Source organism: Prochlorococcus sp. MIT 1307 (assembly GCF_034092395.1).
Classification (GTDB): domain Bacteria; phylum Cyanobacteriota; class Cyanobacteriia; order PCC-6307; family Cyanobiaceae; genus AG-363-K07.
In genome coordinates, this window is the sequence record NZ_CP139301.1 from 1,631,593 (window position 1) to 1,650,111 (window position 18,519).

General features: G+C 42.6%; 20 protein-coding genes. 13 read left to right on the top strand and 7 right to left on the bottom strand.

Annotated elements, in window-relative coordinates:
• The first annotated feature begins 144 nt into the window (after positions 1 to 144).
• The 11 genes from SOI82_RS08305 (at position 145) to SOI82_RS08355 (ending at position 8,828) form a co-directional block, all read left to right on the top strand.
• Positions 145 to 1,359 (top strand): class I SAM-dependent methyltransferase, encoded by a 1,215-nt coding sequence (locus SOI82_RS08305; RefSeq protein ID WP_320666957.1) that lies wholly within the window; start codon positions 145 to 147, stop codon positions 1,357 to 1,359.
• A 54-nt stretch (positions 1,360 to 1,413) separates the two neighbouring features.
• Positions 1,414 to 1,908: an ATP synthase subunit I gene (locus SOI82_RS08310; RefSeq protein WP_320666958.1), complete on the top strand. Its 495-nt coding sequence runs from the start codon at positions 1,414 to 1,416 to the stop codon at positions 1,906 to 1,908.
• 70 nt (positions 1,909 to 1,978) lie between these two features.
• Positions 1,979 to 2,704 carry a F0F1 ATP synthase subunit A gene (atpB, locus tag SOI82_RS08315; protein ID WP_320666959.1) on the top strand — a complete coding sequence of 242 codons (726 nt, stop codon included), beginning with the start codon at positions 1,979 to 1,981 and terminating at the stop codon, positions 2,702 to 2,704.
• A 166-nt stretch (positions 2,705 to 2,870) separates the two neighbouring features.
• Positions 2,871 to 3,119 (top strand): ATP synthase F0 subunit C, encoded by a 249-nt coding sequence (gene atpE / locus SOI82_RS08320; protein WP_011125758.1) that lies wholly within the window; start codon positions 2,871 to 2,873, stop codon positions 3,117 to 3,119.
• Between the two features lie 149 nt (positions 3,120 to 3,268).
• Positions 3,269 to 3,730 carry a F0F1 ATP synthase subunit B' gene (locus SOI82_RS08325; RefSeq protein WP_320666960.1) on the top strand — a complete coding sequence of 154 codons (462 nt, stop codon included), beginning with the start codon at positions 3,269 to 3,271 and terminating at the stop codon, positions 3,728 to 3,730.
• On the top strand, positions 3,727 to 4,242 hold the full coding sequence (locus SOI82_RS08330; RefSeq protein WP_320666961.1) for a F0F1 ATP synthase subunit B: 516 nt from the start codon (positions 3,727 to 3,729) through the stop codon (positions 4,240 to 4,242). The genes SOI82_RS08325 and SOI82_RS08330 overlap by 4 nt, the downstream gene beginning before the upstream one ends.
• Positions 4,242 to 4,790: an ATP synthase F1 subunit delta gene (atpH, locus tag SOI82_RS08335; protein WP_320666962.1), complete on the top strand. Its 549-nt coding sequence runs from the start codon at positions 4,242 to 4,244 to the stop codon at positions 4,788 to 4,790. The genes SOI82_RS08330 and atpH overlap by 1 nt, the downstream gene beginning before the upstream one ends.
• A gap of 60 nt (positions 4,791 to 4,850) precedes the next feature.
• Positions 4,851 to 6,368 (top strand): F0F1 ATP synthase subunit alpha, encoded by a 1,518-nt coding sequence (gene atpA / locus SOI82_RS08340; protein WP_320666963.1) that lies wholly within the window; start codon positions 4,851 to 4,853, stop codon positions 6,366 to 6,368.
• A 30-nt stretch (positions 6,369 to 6,398) separates the two neighbouring features.
• A complete protein-coding gene (locus SOI82_RS08345; protein WP_320666964.1) occupies positions 6,399 to 7,349 on the top strand; it encodes a F0F1 ATP synthase subunit gamma in 951 nt (316 codons plus the stop codon).
• A gap of 144 nt (positions 7,350 to 7,493) precedes the next feature.
• A complete protein-coding gene (locus SOI82_RS08350; protein ID WP_320666965.1) occupies positions 7,494 to 7,706 on the top strand; it encodes a hypothetical protein in 213 nt (70 codons plus the stop codon).
• Positions 7,707 to 7,739: 33 nt separating this feature from the next.
• Positions 7,740 to 8,828 (top strand): DUF3326 domain-containing protein, encoded by a 1,089-nt coding sequence (locus SOI82_RS08355; RefSeq protein WP_320666966.1) that lies wholly within the window; start codon positions 7,740 to 7,742, stop codon positions 8,826 to 8,828.
• Positions 8,829 to 8,918: 90 nt separating this feature from the next.
• Here the strand turns inward: SOI82_RS08355 and ald are convergent, their stop codons facing one another.
• The 5 genes from ald to SOI82_RS08380 all read right to left on the bottom strand — a co-directional run bounded on the left by ald (position 8,919) and on the right by SOI82_RS08380 (position 14,710).
• Complete coding sequence (gene ald, locus SOI82_RS08360) at positions 8,919 to 10,058, bottom strand: alanine dehydrogenase (RefSeq protein ID WP_320666967.1); 1,140 nt, start codon at positions 10,056 to 10,058, stop codon at positions 8,919 to 8,921.
• A gap of 62 nt (positions 10,059 to 10,120) precedes the next feature.
• Entirely contained in the window at positions 10,121 to 11,815 is a 1,695-nt protein-coding gene (locus SOI82_RS08365; RefSeq protein WP_320666968.1) for an NAD+ synthase, read from the bottom strand.
• Complete coding sequence (locus SOI82_RS08370) at positions 11,812 to 12,396, bottom strand: nicotinate-nucleotide adenylyltransferase (protein ID WP_320666969.1); 585 nt, start codon at positions 12,394 to 12,396, stop codon at positions 11,812 to 11,814. Before SOI82_RS08370 ends, SOI82_RS08365 begins: the two co-directional genes overlap by 4 nt.
• Entirely contained in the window at positions 12,393 to 13,715 is a 1,323-nt protein-coding gene (locus SOI82_RS08375) for a DUF697 domain-containing protein (protein WP_320666970.1), read from the bottom strand. Before SOI82_RS08375 ends, SOI82_RS08370 begins: the two co-directional genes overlap by 4 nt.
• Entirely contained in the window at positions 13,712 to 14,710 is a 999-nt protein-coding gene (locus SOI82_RS08380) for a CNNM domain-containing protein (RefSeq protein ID WP_320666971.1), read from the bottom strand. The genes SOI82_RS08375 and SOI82_RS08380 overlap by 4 nt, the downstream gene beginning before the upstream one ends.
• Before the next feature lie 254 nt (positions 14,711 to 14,964).
• Here SOI82_RS08380 and SOI82_RS08385 point away from each other — a divergent pair, with 254 nt between their 5' ends.
• Positions 14,965 to 16,293, top strand: a complete 1,329-nt coding sequence (locus tag SOI82_RS08385) for an aminopeptidase P N-terminal domain-containing protein (RefSeq protein WP_320666972.1) — start codon at positions 14,965 to 14,967, stop codon at positions 16,291 to 16,293.
• 125 nt (positions 16,294 to 16,418) lie between these two features.
• Here the strand turns inward: SOI82_RS08385 and SOI82_RS08390 are convergent, their stop codons facing one another.
• Entirely contained in the window at positions 16,419 to 17,213 is a 795-nt protein-coding gene (locus SOI82_RS08390) for a TIGR01548 family HAD-type hydrolase (protein ID WP_320666973.1), read from the bottom strand.
• A gap of 71 nt (positions 17,214 to 17,284) precedes the next feature.
• Between SOI82_RS08390 and SOI82_RS08395 the strand changes: the two genes are divergently transcribed.
• On the top strand, positions 17,285 to 17,788 hold the full coding sequence (locus SOI82_RS08395) for a 30S ribosomal protein PSRP-3 (protein WP_320666974.1): 504 nt from the start codon (positions 17,285 to 17,287) through the stop codon (positions 17,786 to 17,788).
• Positions 17,789 to 17,835: 47 nt separating this feature from the next.
• Here the strand turns inward: SOI82_RS08395 and SOI82_RS08400 are convergent, their stop codons facing one another.
• Positions 17,836 to 18,504: a transaldolase family protein gene (locus SOI82_RS08400; protein WP_320666975.1), complete on the bottom strand. Its 669-nt coding sequence runs from the start codon at positions 18,502 to 18,504 to the stop codon at positions 17,836 to 17,838.
• Between the last annotated feature and the right edge of the window lie 15 nt (positions 18,505 to 18,519).

Here is an 18,519-nt window from a genome sequence, read left to right on the forward strand (position 1 = left end):
TATTGAGCCTACTTAGAAGCTCTTTGCCAAGTGATGAACAATAAAAAGACGTTTAGAACACCACCACCAATTTTTTGCTTTTTTCAAACTAATTCAGTTATTTCAATTTTCTTTTATTGATTTCTACATAGCCTCTCACTGCAGATGCCATTTCTTAATCAACTAGCTAGTGATAATGAGTCATCACTTGTTAGTGCTTTTTATGATCGACACCCTTATCCTGACGAAACTTTGAAAGATGAGCCGCCGCAAGGGTTTAATTGGCGATGGTCTTTCAATGATGTGTATTCATTTTGTACGGGTGCTCTTCCTTTCAAATATAGTTCTTCTGGGATTAAGAAAATTCTTGATGCAGGTTGTGGGAGTGGAGTAAGTACAGATTATCTCGCTTATCTCAATCCAGGTTCACAAATTCTTGCTGTAGATATTTCCAATGTTGCTCTCAAAGTCGCAATTGAGAGATTAAGGCGCTCTGGCGGAGATAAGCAAGTCAGTTTACGCTTTGAAAATAGGAGCCTTTTTGATTTGAAGGGTGAAGGACCATTTGACTATATAAATTCAGTAGGAGTTTTGCACCATCTTCAAGACCCCCTATCTGGATTAAATGAATTAGGTTCACTTTTGAAAGAAGGAGGTATTTTGCACTTATTTCTATATGCAGAGGGAGGTCGAAGTGAGATAACTCATGTTCGGAAAGCACTTAAGACTTTAGGAGTATTGGATACAGAATTTGGACTGCAACTGGCACGAGACTTGATTAGAAATCTCCCCCCAAATAATTCTTTGAGAAGAAATTACGAAGAGAGATGGGCATTTGAATGTACCTCTGATGTCAATTTTGCTGATATGTATTTACACCCAAGAGAAATGACTTTCAATCTTCATAGGCTTTGGGAATTAATCGATAATTCAGACCTTGAATTTATAGGTTTTTCTAATCCAAATGTTTGGTCTTTGGAACGCTTCTTGAATGGAGAACTGTTAAAGAGAGCAAAAATATTACCAAAATTACAACAACTTCATTTAGTAGAAAACTTAGATCAAGATATTAGTCATTTTGAATTTTTTCTTTCTAAAGGTGAATTACCAAAGTATGAATGGAAAAATGATAATGATTTATTAGCGACAACCGGAGTGGTCAGTCGCCGCATTTTGGGGTGGCCTAGCACAACCACTTTTTATGATTCGGAAATGAACCGACTTGAAATCAATGACGATTGCCTCCAACTTTTGAAGGCAATAAAGAATCATCCAGGGAAGCCCATGAATTTTTTGCCTTTGAATTGGGATAAATCTTTGACTGCCTCTATAGCAAGGGATCTTCAGAAAAGGCAATTGCTATTGCTTTATCCGATTTAATTTCACCTGCATGATAGATTCCGCGGGCCTTTACGTAGAGAGCCTCGGAGCCCCTTGCTGGCATTCCCGCTGCTCCAGCTTAAAAATGATCCCCCTAAGGGAGGTGACTTAATGCTGGGAAAATCACAGGATTCTGGTAAAAGTACCGAGAGCAATCTGAGTCTTGGCCCGTCAGATGAGCCTTTACAAGATTCGTCTGACGAATATGTGCTGCTACAGCAGCGCATATTCAGGGCTGCTTTGATTGTTTCTGCATTTGCAGTTTCGATTACAGCTTTACTCTTTGACCTCCATGTATCTATTAGTTTGCTAATAGGTGCCTTGTCAGGAATCCTTTATCTGCGTCTACTTGCTCGCAGTATTGGAAAGCTTGGGAAGAGTTCAAAGTCTGTAAGCAAGATTCAGTTGGTTGTTCCTGTAGTGCTTGTGCTAGCAGTTTCAAAACTGTCTCAGCTCGAGTTATTACCTGCATTATTGGGTTTTCTTCTCTACAAACCCTCACTAATTTTTCAGATTTTGCTTGAGTCTCGATCAGATTCTTGTAGCTGATTAATTAAAACAGCCTTTATTTAGGCAACCTTATACTCCTGTCGTATATGCGACACCGACTTCACGCCGAATGGGTTCCTATCTACTGTTTCTACCTTTTGCTGAATTAGAGGTTGGTCAACACCTCTACTGGCAGCTTGGGAGCCTAAGAATTCACGGTCAGGTTTTTTTAACTTCCTGGATCGTGATAGGCGCATTGCTTGCTCTTGTCGTTGCAGGAACTAAAAAGATGGAACGGGACCCGAAAGGGGTTCAAAACCTTCTTGAGTTCCTATGGGATTACATCCGTGACTTAGCGAGAACGCAAATTGGTGAAAAGGTTTACCGCGATTGGATGCCTTTTATAGGTACTCTTTTCTTGTTTATTTTTGTTAGTAACTGGGGTGGGGCTTTGGTGCCTTGGAGATTGATTCATCTTCCAAGCGGAGAACTTGGAGCACCCACCGCAGATATAAATACAACTGTTGCTTTGGCACTGTTGGTTTCTCTCTCCTATTTCTACGCAGGCTTAAGCAATAAAGGATTGCGGTATTTCGAGTATTACGTGCACCCAACCCCGATAATGCTCCCCTTCAAGATCGTCGAGGATTTCACCAAGCCTCTATCTCTGTCTTTTCGTTTGTTTGGGAACATCCTTGCAGACGAATTGGTAGTAGCAGTTCTTGTGTTTTTGGTCCCTTTGGTGCTCCCAGTTCCAGTAATGTTCCTTGGCCTGTTTACGAGTGCAATTCAAGCATTGATCTTTGCAACTCTTGCCGCCTATTACATCGGTGAAGCTGTTGAGGAGCATCATTAATACATTTTTATTTCCAGCTCTTAATTAATTTCTTGCAAATCCCTTGCGGTAAGGTCCGTATACATCCGGGCCCATCTCAATAGTTTTGAGATGTCCATGCCGCAGGTATAAACTCCCGGTCCCTACTATTCGCGCTCATAAGGCGCTTCACATTTTTACCTCAATCATGGATTCCATTACCACCGCAGCTTCCGTTGTAGCCGCTGGCCTAGCTGTTGGCCTTGGCGCTATCGGCCCCGGCATTGGTCAGGGCAGCGCTGCACAGGGTGCAGTTGAGGGTATTGCTCGTCAGCCTGAAGCTGAAGGCAAAATCAGAGGCACCTTGCTTCTATCCTTCGCTTTCATGGAATCTCTCACCATTTATGGCCTTGTGGTCGCTTTGGTGCTTCTTTTCGCTAACCCTTTCGCGGGCTAATCGAAAAGCTTGTGAGGTTAGGAATCTGACCACCTCAAATTCTCTTGTTTGGATTTTGTCAGATTCCTGCCTTAAGCAGACTTCTATTCCTTGGCTTTTAGCTCTTTGCCCACCTTGATGCTTGCTTTAAAAGCTCGCGCCTTTGTTACATGACCAGCTCGTTACTGTTCGGTGCTACTGAAGGAGGTCTTTTTGACTTCGATGCCACTCTTCCCCTTATGGCGGCTCAGGTGGTACTCCTTACTTTCATACTTAACGCTCTTTTCTTTAAGCCCGTAGGACGGGTGGTTGAGGAAAGAGAAGGTTATATAACCACTAGTCGAGCTGAGGCTAAGCAAAAACTTGCTGAGGTTCAAAGACTTGAATCTGAGCTCAGGGATCAGCTTAAAGAAGCTCGTCAAGCTGCTCAAAAAGTCATTAATGATGCAGAGCAGGATTCTGACAAGCTTTATAGGGAAGCTTTGTCTTTGGCGACTAACGAAGCCAACGCCTCTAGGGAAAAAGCAAGGCGCGAGATTGACTCTCAAAGGGACATTGCGCTTACTCAGTTGAAGGCTGATGCCGACAATCTGGGCAATTTAATTGTCGAACGACTATTGGCATCAAAATGACTTCTTCATTACTCTTCGCTTCTGAAGGTTTTGGTCTCAACCTCAATGTGTTTGAGACAAATATCATCAATTTGGCAGTCGTCATTTTTGGACTTTATAAATTCCTTCCGAATTTTCTCGGAGGAATGCTTGAGCGCCGCCGCTCAGCAATTCTGTCTGATTTAAAAGACGCTGAAGATCGTCTTGATGAGGCATCCACTGCACTATCTCAAGCAAAAGAAGAGCTATCTTCTGCTGAACAGAAAGCCACCAAAATCAGAAATGATGGAAAGACAAGAGCAGAAGCAATTCGTTTAGAAACAGAAAAGAGAACTGTTGAAGAAATGGCTCGCATAAAGCAAGGTGCTGCTTCTGATCTAAATGCAGAGGCCTCAAGAGTGACAGCCCAATTAAGACGAGAAGCAGCTCGTCTGGCTATTGAAAAAGCCTTGGCAACCCTTCCTGCAAAGCTTGATGAAAGAGCTCAGACAAATTTTCTAAATCAATCAATCAAAAATATGAGTAAAGACTGATGCCTCTTCTCAACACCATCACAACTCCATACGCGGAAGCTTTCCTTCAAGTGGCATCAAGTCGCAAGGAGGTTGATCAGGTTGTAGATCAGGCTAAGGCTGTATTAATTCTTTGGAATGATTGCCCTGAATTTGGCGAAGCTATGGCTTCGCCAGTATTGGAGGTAGATGCCAAAAAAGCAGCGCTTGAAAAGCTTTTTGCTAAACAAGTAACTCCGTCTTTTCTTAACCTCCTTAAGTTGCTAGCTGATCGCCAGCGCATAGGGCTCTTGGATTCTGTCCTTGAAAGGATGCTTGAGCTCTATCGTGAACAACGCAATATTGCATTGGCTACAGTCACCTCTGCATCTGCACTTGATGAAGATCAACAGGCTGATCTTCTCAAGAAGATTCAATCTGTAGCTGGAACAGATAATCTTGAGCTCAATATTAAGATTGATCCAGGTTTGATTGGTGGCTTCGTAGTTAGTGTCGGCTCAAAAGTCATAGACGCAAGCCTGTCTGGTCAAGTTCGTCGTTTAGGGCTTGCTCTGGCGAAAGTTAGTTAGCTCGTCTAAGTTCTCTAACGCTTTCTCTTCCTTTTCTCCTCCTCTTCCTTACCTTCTCTCATGGTTTCCATACGTCCCGACGAGATCAGTTCGATACTCAAACAGCAGATCGCTGATTACGATAAGTCAGTATCCGTCAGCAATGTCGGAACTGTTCTTCAAATTGGTGACGGTATCGCCAGAGTCTATGGCCTTGAGAAGGTCATGGCAGGAGAGCTGGTTGAATTTGAGGATGGTACTGAAGGTATTGCTTTAAATCTCGAAGATGACAACGTTGGCGTTGTCTTAATGGGTGAGGGTATCGGCATTCAGGAAGGAAGTACCGTTAAGGCTACTGGGAAGATTGCATCAGTACCAGTTGGAGAATCAATGTTGGGTCGTGTAGTTAGCCCTCTTGGTCAACCGGTTGATGGCAATGGTGAAATAGCTACTAATGACTCCCGTCTTATTGAGGCAATAGCTCCAGGAATTATTAAAAGAAAGTCTGTTCACGAACCTATGCAGACAGGTATTACTTCCATAGACGCGATGATCCCGATTGGGCGAGGTCAACGCGAATTGATTATTGGGGACCGCCAAACTGGTAAGACTGCAATCGCTATAGATACCATCATTAATCAAAAGGGAGAAGATGTTGTTTGTGTATATGTAGCTATTGGTCAAAAGTCTGCTTCTGTGGCAAATGTTGTTGAAGTCCTTCGTGAAAAGGGGGCATTGGAATACACAGTTGTTGTTAATGCAAGTGCTTCTGACGCTGCGGCATTGCAATATTTGGCTCCTTATACCGGGGCAGCTATTGCTGAATACTTCATGTACAAAGGCAAGGCAACTTTGGTTATTTATGACGATTTAACTAAGCAAGCACAGGCTTACCGTCAGATGTCTTTGCTTTTGCGTCGCCCACCAGGCCGTGAGGCTTATCCCGGGGATGTTTTCTATTGTCATAGTCGTTTGCTTGAAAGAGCTGCAAAACTTTCTGATTCAATGGGTAAGGGCTCAATGACTGCGCTTCCAATTATTGAAACTCAGGCAGGAGATGTTTCGGCCTATATCCCAACAAATGTAATTTCTATTACTGATGGTCAGATCTTTTTGAGTTCAGACCTATTTAACTCAGGATTGCGACCGGCTATTAATGTTGGAATTTCAGTTAGTCGAGTAGGCGGTGCAGCTCAAACAAAGGCTATTAAGAAAATTGCAGGTACTTTGAAGCTTGAACTTGCGCAATTTGATGAACTTGCTGCATTTTCTCAGTTTGCCTCTGATCTTGATGAGGCTACTCAAAAACAACTTGGAAGGGGGAAGCGTCTCAGAGAGTTACTTAAACAGCCTCAGTTTGCACCTCTTAACCTTGCTGAGCAGGTCGCAATTGTTTATGCAGGTGTTAAAGGGCTTATTGATGAAGTCCCTGAGGAACAAGTAACTCAATTTGCACGTGAATTGAGGGATTACTTAAAGACTAATAAAGCCGATTACATAAGTAAGGTACTTTCAGAAAAGGTACTCAGTGAAGATTCTGAGTCCATGCTCAAAGATGCTATTAACGAGGTTAAATCCTCGATGTTGGCGTCAGCTTGACTCTAGAGATTATTTCGGAGAATCTTATTTATGGCCAACCTTAAGGACATTAGAGACAGGATTGTTTCTGTCAAAAACACAAGAAAGATCACTGAGGCTATGCGACTAGTCGCAGCTGCAAAAGTCCGCAGAGCTCAGGAACAGGTGCTTCGTAGTCGTCCCTTTGCCGATCGTTTAGCACGAGTGCTTGAAAACATTCAATCTCGCATGAGGTTTGAAGCGGCTGATGCACCTTTGCTTAAAACTCGTGATGTTCGCTCAATTACTCTTCTTGCTGTGACAGGCGATCGAGGTTTGTGTGGTGGGTACAACTCCAATATCATCAAACGCACTGAGCAGCGTTATGCCGAATTAAAAGGTCAAGGATTTAGTCCAGATCTTGTACTAATTGGTCGTAAGGCTATTACTTATTTCCAGAATCGCTCCAATCAATTTACAATACGTGCAACCTTTAAGGAACTTGAACAAGTTCCCACAGCTCAAGATGCAGAGTTAATTACTAGTGAGATTTTGGCTGAGTTCCTTTCAGAGAGTACAGATAGAGTTGAGGTTATCTATACCAAATTTATTAATCTCGTTAGCTGTAATCCAGTAGTACAGACTTTGCTACCTTTAGATCCACAAGGGATTGCAGAAGCTGATGATGAGATTTTTAGGTTGACCACGAAAGATAGTCGTTTAACTATTGAGAAGGATGTTGGTCCTGCGAATGAGCAGCCTGCCCTTCCTTCTGACATTGTTTTTGAACAAAGCCCTGAACAACTTCTCAATTCACTCTTGCCTCTTTACTTGCAGAACCAACTACTTCGTGCGTTGCAAGAATCAGCTGCTTCTGAATTGGCAAGTAGAATGACAGCCATGAATAATGCAAGTGATAACGCAAAAGAATTAGCGAAAACCCTTACCCTTGACTATAATAAGGCCCGTCAGGCAGCTATTACACAGGAGATTTTGGAAGTTGTTGGTGGCGCCTGCGCGTAGTTAATTGTTCGAATTGTGAATATCTTTAGGGGTTAATAGCATTAAAAACTTAGATGTTAATTTTTATATTTTAAAATCTATATATATGTAGTTTTTGCTTAAATTATGGATTATAAATTAGTTATAAGATGTTAAATACCAGAAGTGAAATTGCAGGTAGTTGAGCTTGATTTGAAATGGCCTGATGAAGTTTCTCTTGAAGATCTCAGGTCTTGGATTTTTATGCGGTTAAGCGAGTTTGGAGATCCTTTGAGATGGGCTATTACTTCAATTGAATCTACTCACTCTCCTGATTCTCTAAAAAAGCTACGAGTTGAGGCAATAGTAATGAATCTTGAGCCTTTAGATTTGGGTTGATGAGTCCTAAACCTTTCATTTTGTTTTTTATTTTTGGCTATTGAACTGCCCACACTTCTAGTCATCCCTACTGGTATTGGTTGCTCGGTAGGAGGGTACGCAGGAGATGCTATTCCTTCTGCTCGATTATTGGCAGGTGCTTCAGGTTGTTTGATTACACATCCAAATGTAATGAATGGAGCTGCCCTTTATTGGAGTGACCCACGCATTAAATATGTAGAAGGATTCGGATTGGATGGGTTCGCCACAGGCGAAATTGTGTTGCGATCAGTGAGACAACAAAGAATTGGTTTGCTTTTGGATGCAGGTATAGAAACAGAATTGAGACTGAGGCATTTACAGGTGGCAGAAGCTTGTAAAGCAAGTTTGGGATTAAATATTGGACCTGTTGTGACTACAGAAGTACCTTTAGACATCAGCTTTCATGAAGGACGTAGTGGGTCGAGTTGGGGTTTCCTTGCTCAAGTAGATGCTTTGCTGGAAGCTGGTGAGAAACTCAAAAAGGCTGGATCAACAGCAATAGCTGTAGTGACGAGGTTTCCAGATGATCTTGGGAGTGCAGTATTAGATAGTTACCGAAAGGGGAATGGGGTTGATGTCCTTGCAGGTGCTGAGGCAGTTATAAGTCACTTGCTCGTGAAACATCTTTACTTACCTTGTGCGCATGCACCCGCATTGTCTGCCTTGCCACTTGATGCAGGATTGGATCCACGAGCTGCAGGCGAGGAGCTAGGTCATACTTTTCTTCCTTGTGTCTTAGTAGGCTTGGATAAGGCACCTGACCTTGTTCAAGTGAAGAGAGCGAATGGCGTGGAGGATTGTCAGATTCAAGGGTCTTTACATGTTGATCAATTGGGAGCTTTGGTTGCTCCTGACGGAGCCTTAGGAGGCGCGGCTGTCTTATCTTGTTTGGAAAGAAATGTCCCTTTAATAGTTGTATCAAACTCAAATGTTCTTCGTGTTACTGCAAAAGCTTTGGGGCTTGACAAAGATTCTCTTTCTAATAACAAAAGAGTTGTACTTCATGCCAATAGTTATTGTGAGGCCGCAGGGTTCATTACTCTTTTGAGGGAAGGGATAAATATTGAATCTGTGTGTAGGCCAATCTCACATATCTCTTAGAAGAATTGATAAGCTTATTTATCGATGCTTTTTGTGCGAGTTAAATAACTTTTTCTGCAATATTGCTAACAATTTAGAGGGTGCTCAATTTTAGCGTAAGCAAGCCATCGGATGTCGTGGAGTTATTCCTAAAGCTTTTGCAACGCCAGGGTGGCAAACAGAACTGCCTATTGTATTCAGTCCTGACAGGAGTTCGGGTCGTTCAGTGATAGCTTCTTCTAATCCACGACCTGCCATGCCGAGTATGTATGGAAGAGTGACACTGACAAGTGCTTCAGTGGACGTAAAAGGTACAGCACCAGGCATATTCCCTACTGCGTAGTGTTGTACACCATGAATGTTCACAGTTGGATTGGTGTGGGTGGTTTCAATGCTGGTGGCTACGCAACCTCCTTGATCTATTGCAACATCAACTATCACTGAATTTGGCTTCATTTGCTTCACCATTTGCTCGCTAACGAGTGTGGGTGAGCGCCCTCCTGGCGTTAGTACGGCACCTATAAGAAGATCTGCAGTTGGAATAAGTCTTTCTAGGAGGGCACGATTGCTTACAACACTCATTAATCGCCCTCTTCTGTCTGCTTCTAAGTTGCGCAATCTTTCTGGGGATCGATCCAAGAGCATTACTTCCGCATCCATTGCAGCAGCAAGCCTTGCTGCATTCCAGCCCACGGTACCTGCTCCTAGAACAATTACCCTTGCGGGCCGAACTCCAGTACAACCTCCTATAAGAACACCACTTCCACCATGAGGACGTTCTAATAAATGTGCACCTACTTGTGCTGCTAGGCGACCAGCAATTTCACTCATAGGCGCAAGTAAAGGTAAGCTGCCATTTTCCATTTGGACAGTTTCATAGCCGATTCCGGTGGTCCCAGCAGTTATTAAGGCCTCACTAACCTTGGGGTAGGCCGCAAGATGTAAGTAAGTAAATAAAACCATGTCTTTTCTGAGTAATTCAAATTCTTCCTGCTGCGGCTCTTTCACTTTCACCACTAGATGTGCAGCCCAGGCCTCATCTCTAGTCACTATTTTTGCGCCAGCATTTGCAAAAGCCTCATCTCTAATACCGGCTCCATCTCCAGCACCTGCCTGTACTCGGACTTCTAAGCCTTGAGTTACTAACTCTTTTGCTCCATCTGGGGTAAGAGCGACTCTGAGCTCATCTGCTTTGATTTCTTTTGGAACTCCGATGCTGGCCATCGGAGCCGAGAGGATTGAAGACGGCATGGACGGCTGTAACTTCTCTTAGGTTGCACAAGTAATGCAAGGGCTGCCAGTATTTGTTTTGATCATTTGGCTGCTATTGGTAATCGCCAGCCGCTGCCGAAGGCTTGATTGCTGACTTTTAGTGAAGGTGGGGCTTGGCGTCTTTTGAATTCTGCTTTTTTCAGTAACTTTTCTATTTGATTGATAAACTTTGCGCAATGTCCTGAATTAATTAGCTCTTGCGAAGATTTGCGATCTTCCACAAAGCCTTTAAGAATTGGATCAAGAATTTCATAGGCAGGTATTGAATCACTATCAAGTTGTCCAGGACGTAGTTCTGCACTAGGTGGCTTTTTCAGAATAGTTTCTCCTACAAGCTCTGTATGACTTGGAAGACCTAAGGCTGACTTGCAAGGAGAAGCGGCTTTACTATCCAGCCATTTACATAGATCAAATACACAAGTTTTATATAGATCTCCGATAACTGATAGTCCTCCGTTCATATCTCCATAGAGAGTGCAATAACCAATCGCTAATTCAGACTTATTTCCAGTAGAAAGCAGTAGATGTCCTTTTTGGTTCGCTAAGGCCATGAGTAAAGTTCCTCGAATTCTAGATTGCAAGTTTTCTGCTGTTATTCCTTCAGGTAATTGGCCTAAGGGATCCTTTAGGGTCGCGTCATAAGTTTGCATTAGAGAGTTAATTGGCAAGGTCTTTGTGCAAATACCAAGGCGATTAGCTAGTCCCAAAGAATCCTGAATGGAGCCAATTGAGCTCCAGGGAGAGGGCATAAGTACTGCGGTGACATTTTTAGAACCTAAAGCAGCTGTTGCAATAATTGTGACTAGAGAAGAGTCAATTCCACCACTTAAACCAACTATGGCTGAATCAAAACCGCACTTTTTGGCATAATCTTTAACACCTAAAACAAGTGCTTGAAAAAGCTCTTCTTGTTTACTAGAAGCTCTTTCTATTCCTGACTTTTCTTGACTTGTTGGACTCCATATCACTAAACTCTTTTTGCAAATTGGTAGTGTAAGAACTAACTCACCTTTTGCATTAAGTACAAAGCTTGCACCATCAAAAACAAGCTCATCATTCCCCCCTACTTGGTTTAGATAGATAACTGGACATTGCAATCTTTCTACAGCTTTTGAAGCTAAACTTTGACGTAGATATGTTTTATTGTGGCTAAAGGGTGAAGCCGAAAGATTAATTAGTAAATCAATCTTTTGTGACTCTAGCTCTGCTATAGGGTCTGGTCCTAGGACTCGTTGACCTTGAAGCTTTTCATCAACCCAAAGGTCTTCACAAATTGTTATTCCAATATTCCAGATTCTTTGATTGATTTCTAGATTTAAAGCTCCTAGACCTTCACCAGGACGGAAGTATCGCTTTTCGTCAAAGACATCATATGTGGGAAGCAATTGTTTGCGGGCTATTACCTTCCAACCAGAGCTTTCTACTAAGACTATTGAATTAAAAAGTGTTGGCAGGTGTATATCTTGAGTAGGCTCTGCTATTCCTATTACCGCACGTAACCCTTTAGCTTCTAAAGCTATAGATCTGGTGAGTTCATCAAGAATGTTGCGTTGCTCTTCAAATAGAAGAGTATTTAGAAGTAGATCTTTCGGTGGATAGCCCCAGAGAGATAGTTCTGGTGTCAGTAAAAGGTCGGCATCTTCTGAAGCTGCCTTACGGCATGCTTCCAATATGATTTGTGAATTCCCTTTGAGGTCTCCTATTAAAGGGTTGATTTGAGCGAGAGCAAGTCTCATTGTTTACTGCGGAGACCATAGAGATTTTGCTCTAAGACCATAGATAAAACTGTGTCTGGTATCTGAGAGGTTGTTGGATTCAGACGTACCTGTGAACTTGCAGCAGCAGGAATTTGTAAAGGTAATAAATCAACTCTTCCACCAAGAGATTTCAAACTTTTGAGGTGCTCTGTTTGAATAGGCCACCCTTCTCTTGGCGCAATTCCAATGCGAGCCTTTTGCATTAAAGCTTTTGGATTTTCCCAGGAAGAGATTTGACCTACAAGATCACTTCCTATAACAAAAACTAATTCATTTGTTGGCCATATTTTAGAGGCTTTGTCTAGAGTTTTTATTGTCCTAGGACTGCTCAGATCTTGATTAAGTTGAAGATTGGGATTAGCTATCTCATTGACCAGTGCATTTAGTAGTGCATGACGACTCTGAAGAGATGCACCATGTTTTTTCATTGGGTTGTCGCTAGCCCACGTGATAACTTTTGGAAAAATTTTTAGCAATCCTTTTAAAAGAGCTTGATGCCCATATGTGGGAGGATCTGCACTAGTTCCTAATAGGGCGATGGTTCCTAGGAAGCGACTCACGGCAGGAGTGTTTGCAGCTTGATTGTGTTATTTGTGTTCTTTTCTGGCAAACTTCCTAACCAAACTCTTATTTGGGGATCTTTTTTAACCAAACGATTTAAAAGTGCACTTGGCTGACCGCCAAGCTCTTGACTCCCCATGAAGAGCACTTCTGCAGCTAGTCGTCCTGTAATTTTTGTTGTATATACCGCCAATGCAGCCTGCGCTAGAGCTACTGGGGCAGCTGAAGCAAGGCTCAACCCGCTAGTAAAAGGAGTTGCAAATATTAGAAGCTGCCGCACAATCCCTAGAGCTAATTGGACTCCAAGCTGTACTCCACCAATAAAAGAGTTATATAGGGACAAGCGTTTTAACAGCCTTCTTGCTGCATAACCTCTCATGTTTAGGCCATATAAGTTGCTCAGTTGGACGACAAGAGCGGTATCGCAAGCCAGTCCACCAGCAAGATCGAGCATGATTAGAGGGTTGACAGCAACCCCAGATGCTTTGAGGGCGGCAAATTTCCCAATCAGACTTTGGGCGGCAGCCTGACCTCGTTTTAAGCGACCAAGCTTTATGGCTTGATAGAAAAGGTCAGCTTGGCGAAGTGAGTTCAGTGCTAAAAGTGTCTCTCCTTGTTCCGTTAGAAGAATTTTTAAATGATTTAGGAGAGGTTTGATTCTGGGTGGTGAGAGTTCACTTCTTACTCGACCATTTTCCTGAAGTTTTACTGTTCGTGGTGCTGCTGCTACTGCTTTGATTTCTAAATTGCGAGCATTAGCTGGTAGTCGTCTACGAATGCTTTGGACAACTTGATGTAATTCATCTGGGTTCCATTGATCACAACGATTGAGAGTCAGCAGAACAGGCTTGCCACTACTTAGGAGTATTTCTAGTGCTTCCAATTCAACCCTTGTAATATCGCTATCAAGAACAAGCAGGACTAAATCAACCTGAAGAGCTATTCGGGCTGCTAATCGAGCTCTTGCTTTAGATGCAATTTCATCGATTCCTGGAGTGTCAACTAATTCAATGCTTTCTAGGGTATTAATTGATTGTCCCCAGACAGCTGATTGCGTAATGCGTGTACAGCCATGGGCTACATCTGTCGCGAAAATTGCTTTCTCTAGCAATGCATTTAAGAGGCTGGACTTCCCTACTCCAACTCGACCAAATGCTGCTACACGAAGCCGCTTCTGATTTAGTCGTTTTATTTGCCCATCAAGTGTTTTTAGCTCTCCAATTAATTGTGTTTGTTCTCTTTTGGTAAGTATTAACTGCTTTCGCCATTCATTTAGGAGCAATCGGCAGCGTTCTGCAGTTGTTGGTGTTGAGGTCATGAGCTGGACTTTCGCCACCACCCTGCTAATACGGCTAAGACTGCCTCCGCTCCTATTAAACCAACAAATCCGCCAAATTCATCAACTACAACTCTGACTCCCTTTTTGTCATTGTCAAAGTTCGTTAATAGATGATCGACTCGGATCATTTCTGGGACAAATTCCACTGCTTCACTTAGCTCTGCAGGAGTTTCTTCACCATCACCAACTAGTAAAGCTGTGAGCAGCTTCTCACGATTGACCACACCTAGAATCTTATCTACCTCTGCTCCAAGAACTACCCACCATTCCTCATTGTTGTTTAGCAGAGTGGTTTTTAGATCATTCAATCTTGCTGCTCCATCAAGAGTTGGAGCAGAGACTCTGGGGGTCATTAAATCTCTGGCTTTAAGATCGTTTAATTGGAAAACTTTAGTGATCATTGCTGCCTCGTCAGCCTCTATTTGGCCTTTCTGAGAACCGAGATGAGCCATTTGTTGAATTTCCTCTTCGTCTGTACTTAACTCATTCTCTTCTGTAATGACTGGCAGTAATTTTTCCAGAAACAGCAATAAGGGGCGCATTATCAATCCTAGGAAATGAAGGACTGGAGCGCTGGCAAGCGAGACTTCTATAGCCAGGCGACTGCCAATTGATTTAGGTAGTATTTCTCCTAGAAGGATAACTAAAATCGTTAGCCCAACTGAAAAGATTGGTAAGGCAATCCCATTGATGCCGTTTTGTTCAAATACAAAGGTTGCGTAACTGCCGAGCATCAAACTGCCAAAGATGTTGAAACCGTTATTTGCGATAACGAGAACTGTGAGTGTGCGACCTAATTTTTGTCTGAGTCTTGCAAGGCGCTTGGCTCCTGGGATTGGCTTTGGCCTTGCGGCTAATTCATGGACTCGCAAGGGATTTACAGTAAGTAGAGCTGCTTCTACTCCTGAGCACAATGCAGAACCGATAAGTACCACTAATACAAGAAGTGCTAGTTGCAGAAGGTCCTCGCTCATGATTAATGATGTGTTGTCTCTGTGGTCCTCGCCTCTTCATGATGCTTGGATGAGGCCGTAACTTTTGGCTTTTCAGTCATAAGGCAAATGAATTAGTTAATTCTTGCTGAAGTCAAGAATTAACTAATACTTACTAGTAACCACTTTGATGTCCAGCGCCTAATCAATCTTTTGATCAGATGCCTTTGGCAAAGTTCTGACCAAATTGCCTTCAAAAAAGTCTTTCTTCTGCCATCCTGAAGTCGTTAGAAGATGTGCCTTCTGTGATCGATCAGCATGGCTTGGTGAAACGACGCGATCGCTTTTTGAGGCAATTAGGTGGCTATGCGGCGATTATTCCTGCTGCACCAATGGTTGTACACCATGCCGATTGTGAATATCCCTTTCGACAGAACAGCGACTTTTGGTATCTCACTGGATTTGATGAGCCTGATGCAGTCGCACTTTTTTTGCCACATAGGGCTTTGGGTGAGCGCTTTGTATTGTTTGTTTTACCCAGGGACCCAGCCCTAGAAGCTTGGACTGGTTCTCGGTCTGGAACTCAAGGAGTAGTGGATCATTTTGGAGCAGAGGTTGCTCATCCTTTAGAAGAGCTGCCTCTTAGATTGAAGGATTACCTCAAAGGAGCAGAAGGCATTGCTTTTAGAGTTGGTAAACATCCAAAGATCGAGCCAATAGTTCTTAAGTGCTTGACGGAGCAACTGGACAGTGTTCAACGATGCGGATCACTGCCATTTTCTTTGATTGCACCTTGCCCAATTCTGCATCAGTTGAGGCTTTATAAGGAGTCTTGGGAATTAGAGCTTATGAGAGAAGCTGCTCGGATTTCTGCGAAAGCTCATGAATTAGCAAGAAATTTTGCTCGACCTGGAATGAACGAGCGACAAGTCCAAGCTCTAATAGAAAAGTGTTTTCTAGAACATGGAGCAAGAGGGCCAGCCTATGGCTCGATTGTTGCAGGTGGAGATAACGCGTGCATTTTGCATTACACCTCTAATAATGCTCCTCTTAGAGATGGTGAATTGCTCTTGATTGATGCAGGATGTTCTTTATTTGATTATTACAACGGAGATATAACTAGAACTTTCCCTATTAATGGCCGCTTTTCTGGGGAGCAGAAAGATTTATATCAAGTGGTCTTAGCTGCTCAGCAGGCTGCTTTGGAATGTGTAGTTCCTGGTCAGAATGCCGAGGCTGTTCATGCAATTGCTGTAAGAGTAATAGTGGAAGGCTTATTAGATCTTGGAATACTTAAAGGCTCAATAGATTCTTTAATTGAGCAGGACGCTTATCGTCATATTTATATGCATCGCACTGGTCACTGGCTTGGTTTAGATGTACATGATGTGGGTGCTTATAGATTGGGTGACTATCCAGTAGAACTTGAGCCAGGTATGACATTGACTGTGGAGCCTGGGATTTATGTCAGCGATAGATTCCCAGTTCCCGAGGGACAGCCAGAAATAGATAATCATTGGAAGGGAATTGGTATTCGTATTGAAGATGATGTGCTAGTTACAGATAAAAGACCTGAAGTCCTTAGTGAGGATGCGTTGAAATCGCTAGAGGATATGCAGAAATAGGATTGCAGTGTTGTTTCTTTAATTGATTTAAACCCTCTTAAGCTAACTTAAAAGATTTTTATTGATTCTATTTGTAACCCTTATGGGTTTGAATTAGACTGTTTTATTTGAAACTTTCAAATGGTTTATTTATGAATACCAAACCAGCTCTTTGCGACGTTTAGACTTTCATAAGTAGTACTAAGAATAAAGTCTGCACCTGCCTCCTTGAGCTTTTTCTCATATTGATCTCGTGCTGGTTGATTTTGATGGCCATGTAGATGTGGTGGCGCAATTGCAAGACTTATAAAAAGTTGATCAGGTACCTTTTTGCGTGCTCTCTGTACCGTCAGTACATCTGCAACTGTATCTCCAAGATAGGCAATAGGTGGAAGCCCAGCTCCTAGACGGCATCCTGCAAGTTCAGTTGAGAGCCTAAGAAAGCCTGTTGGGTCTGGTTTGTCAGGAGCATCTCCCATTGCTATTAATGGTGGTTTTTTGAGGCCTAGACGAGTTTCCAGAATAAACTTTGCCGATTGAGGTTCTGCACCACTTACGAAGCCCCATTTGATGTCATTGAGGGTTAGTTCTTTGAAGAAATCTTGATTTATTAGCAGTGGCTCATTTCTTATGAAACCCTTCCATTGCAAACAATCCCCATCAGGATCCCCACCAAAGTAGAAACGACTAAAGACTTGCTCGATCTCATTTAAATTAGGAGTTCGATCTGTTACTCCTTGGCTTTTTTGATGGCGTTTAATTAGTTCCTGACTTGCTTGCCAGTCATTATTCCAACACCCTTCGGCTTTTAAAAGATCAATCTTTTCGATCGATGGCCGCCAGTTGCTGAAGTGATTTACGGACTCCTGAATCGCTAGACGGTAACTGCCTGCTACATCGCGGATCACTCCATCGATGTCGAATAGAAGAAAACCTCTCAAGTTCTGAGAATTGATTGTGATGTAGGGCTGTTAGGTTAGTTGTTTGTTTAACTTCCTTGATTGCTGGCAACATGACTGTTCCTGAAGGCCTTGCTTCTGATCAAGAGGCCCCTACTTCTTCCTCAGGTGTCGATGAAACAGCCTCACAGGGGAAGCCTGCTAGTACTGAAGAATCAAAACCAGGCCGTTCGGGCATGCTTGGAGCTTCTGCTGCTCTTGCGACTGCCACCATTGATGCAGATGGCGTCCCTTCAGGCCATACTCCTAAGGCGGATGAAGGTCGCTTTTTGTTGAAGATTCTTTGGCTTCCTGACAACGTGGCATTGGCTGTAGACCAGATAGTAGGTGGTGGTCCCAGCCCTCTTACGGCTTATTTCTTCTGGCCTAGGGAAGATGCATGGGAAACTCTCAAAGGAGAGTTAGAAGGAAAGAGTTGGATTACAGACAATGAGAGAGTTGAAGTTTTAAATAAAGCCACAGAAGTAATTAATTATTGGCAAGAAGAAGGAAAAGGGAAAACTCTTGAAGAGGCAAAACTTAAGTTCCCAGATGTGACTTTTTGTGGTACTGCTTGATCTATACAGGTCAAGAGAAAAGATGCAACACTGATTAGTTTTATTCTTTAGCAATTACTGGCGTCTTCTTCAAACTTTTCAGATGCTTTTAAGGTCTCTTCACAATTAAATAAATCTTGAGCCAATCGTTCATTAATAGTAAAAATCTTAATCCCTTGAGATGCCAGATGATTTATCTCGCTAATACTTCTAAGGCTAGCAACAAGTATTTGACAATTACTATTAGTCCTTTGGAGGATCTCTTGCATAGTTTTTAGCTCGATCATTCCATTCCTTCCCTGGTCATTTATCCGCCCTAAATAAGGAGCTATATAGTTTGCCCCAATTGCAGCAGCAATAAGTACTTGTTTGATTTCATAGCATGCAGTAAATGTTACCGAAAAATTTGCGTTGATTAACTCTCTAGCTGCCTCACTTCCTGACTTGGTAATTGGTATTTTTACATGTACTTGCATTTCAGGGCTGGAAAGGCTGCCTATTGAAACCCCACAAGCTTTAATTTCACTGGCGTTGCCTCCCCAAGCTTGAATATGAAGTTCTTTGCAGCCAATAAGTTTTGCTTTTTTAACTAGTTCTTTGATATTTGAAAGGGTACATGGCTGACCGGCAACTTTTAGCAAGGTTGGGTTAGTTGTTATCCCATTAAACAGGCCTGACTTAAAAAGTTTGGCCCAAATTCGTGGATCTGCGTTATCAAGAAGTAGACTAATACTCACTCAAAATAATGTTAT

Coding starts and splice junctions, on each gene's coding strand:
- SOI82_RS08380 (WP_320666971.1), bottom strand. CDS start 14,710: ATGAGCGAGGACCTTCTGCAACTAGCACTTCTTGTATTAGTGGTACTT.
- SOI82_RS08395 (WP_320666974.1), top strand. CDS start 17,285: ATGACTGTTCCTGAAGGCCTTGCTTCTGATCAAGAGGCCCCTACTTCT.
- ald (WP_320666967.1), bottom strand. CDS start 10,058: ATGCCGTCTTCAATCCTCTCGGCTCCGATGGCCAGCATCGGAGTTCCA.
- SOI82_RS08365 (WP_320666968.1), bottom strand. CDS start 11,815: ATGAGACTTGCTCTCGCTCAAATCAACCCTTTAATAGGAGACCTCAAA.
- SOI82_RS08305 (WP_320666957.1), top strand. CDS start 145: ATGCCATTTCTTAATCAACTAGCTAGTGATAATGAGTCATCACTTGTT.
- atpE (WP_011125758.1), top strand. CDS start 2,871: ATGGATTCCATTACCACCGCAGCTTCCGTTGTAGCCGCTGGCCTAGCT.
- SOI82_RS08325 (WP_320666960.1), top strand. CDS start 3,269: ATGACCAGCTCGTTACTGTTCGGTGCTACTGAAGGAGGTCTTTTTGAC.
- SOI82_RS08345 (WP_320666964.1), top strand. CDS start 6,399: ATGGCCAACCTTAAGGACATTAGAGACAGGATTGTTTCTGTCAAAAAC.
- atpH (WP_320666962.1), top strand. CDS start 4,242: ATGCCTCTTCTCAACACCATCACAACTCCATACGCGGAAGCTTTCCTT.
- SOI82_RS08330 (WP_320666961.1), top strand. CDS start 3,727: ATGACTTCTTCATTACTCTTCGCTTCTGAAGGTTTTGGTCTCAACCTC.
- atpA (WP_320666963.1), top strand. CDS start 4,851: ATGGTTTCCATACGTCCCGACGAGATCAGTTCGATACTCAAACAGCAG.
- SOI82_RS08375 (WP_320666970.1), bottom strand. CDS start 13,715: ATGACCTCAACACCAACAACTGCAGAACGCTGCCGATTGCTCCTAAAT.
- atpB (WP_320666959.1), top strand. CDS start 1,979: ATGGGTTCCTATCTACTGTTTCTACCTTTTGCTGAATTAGAGGTTGGT.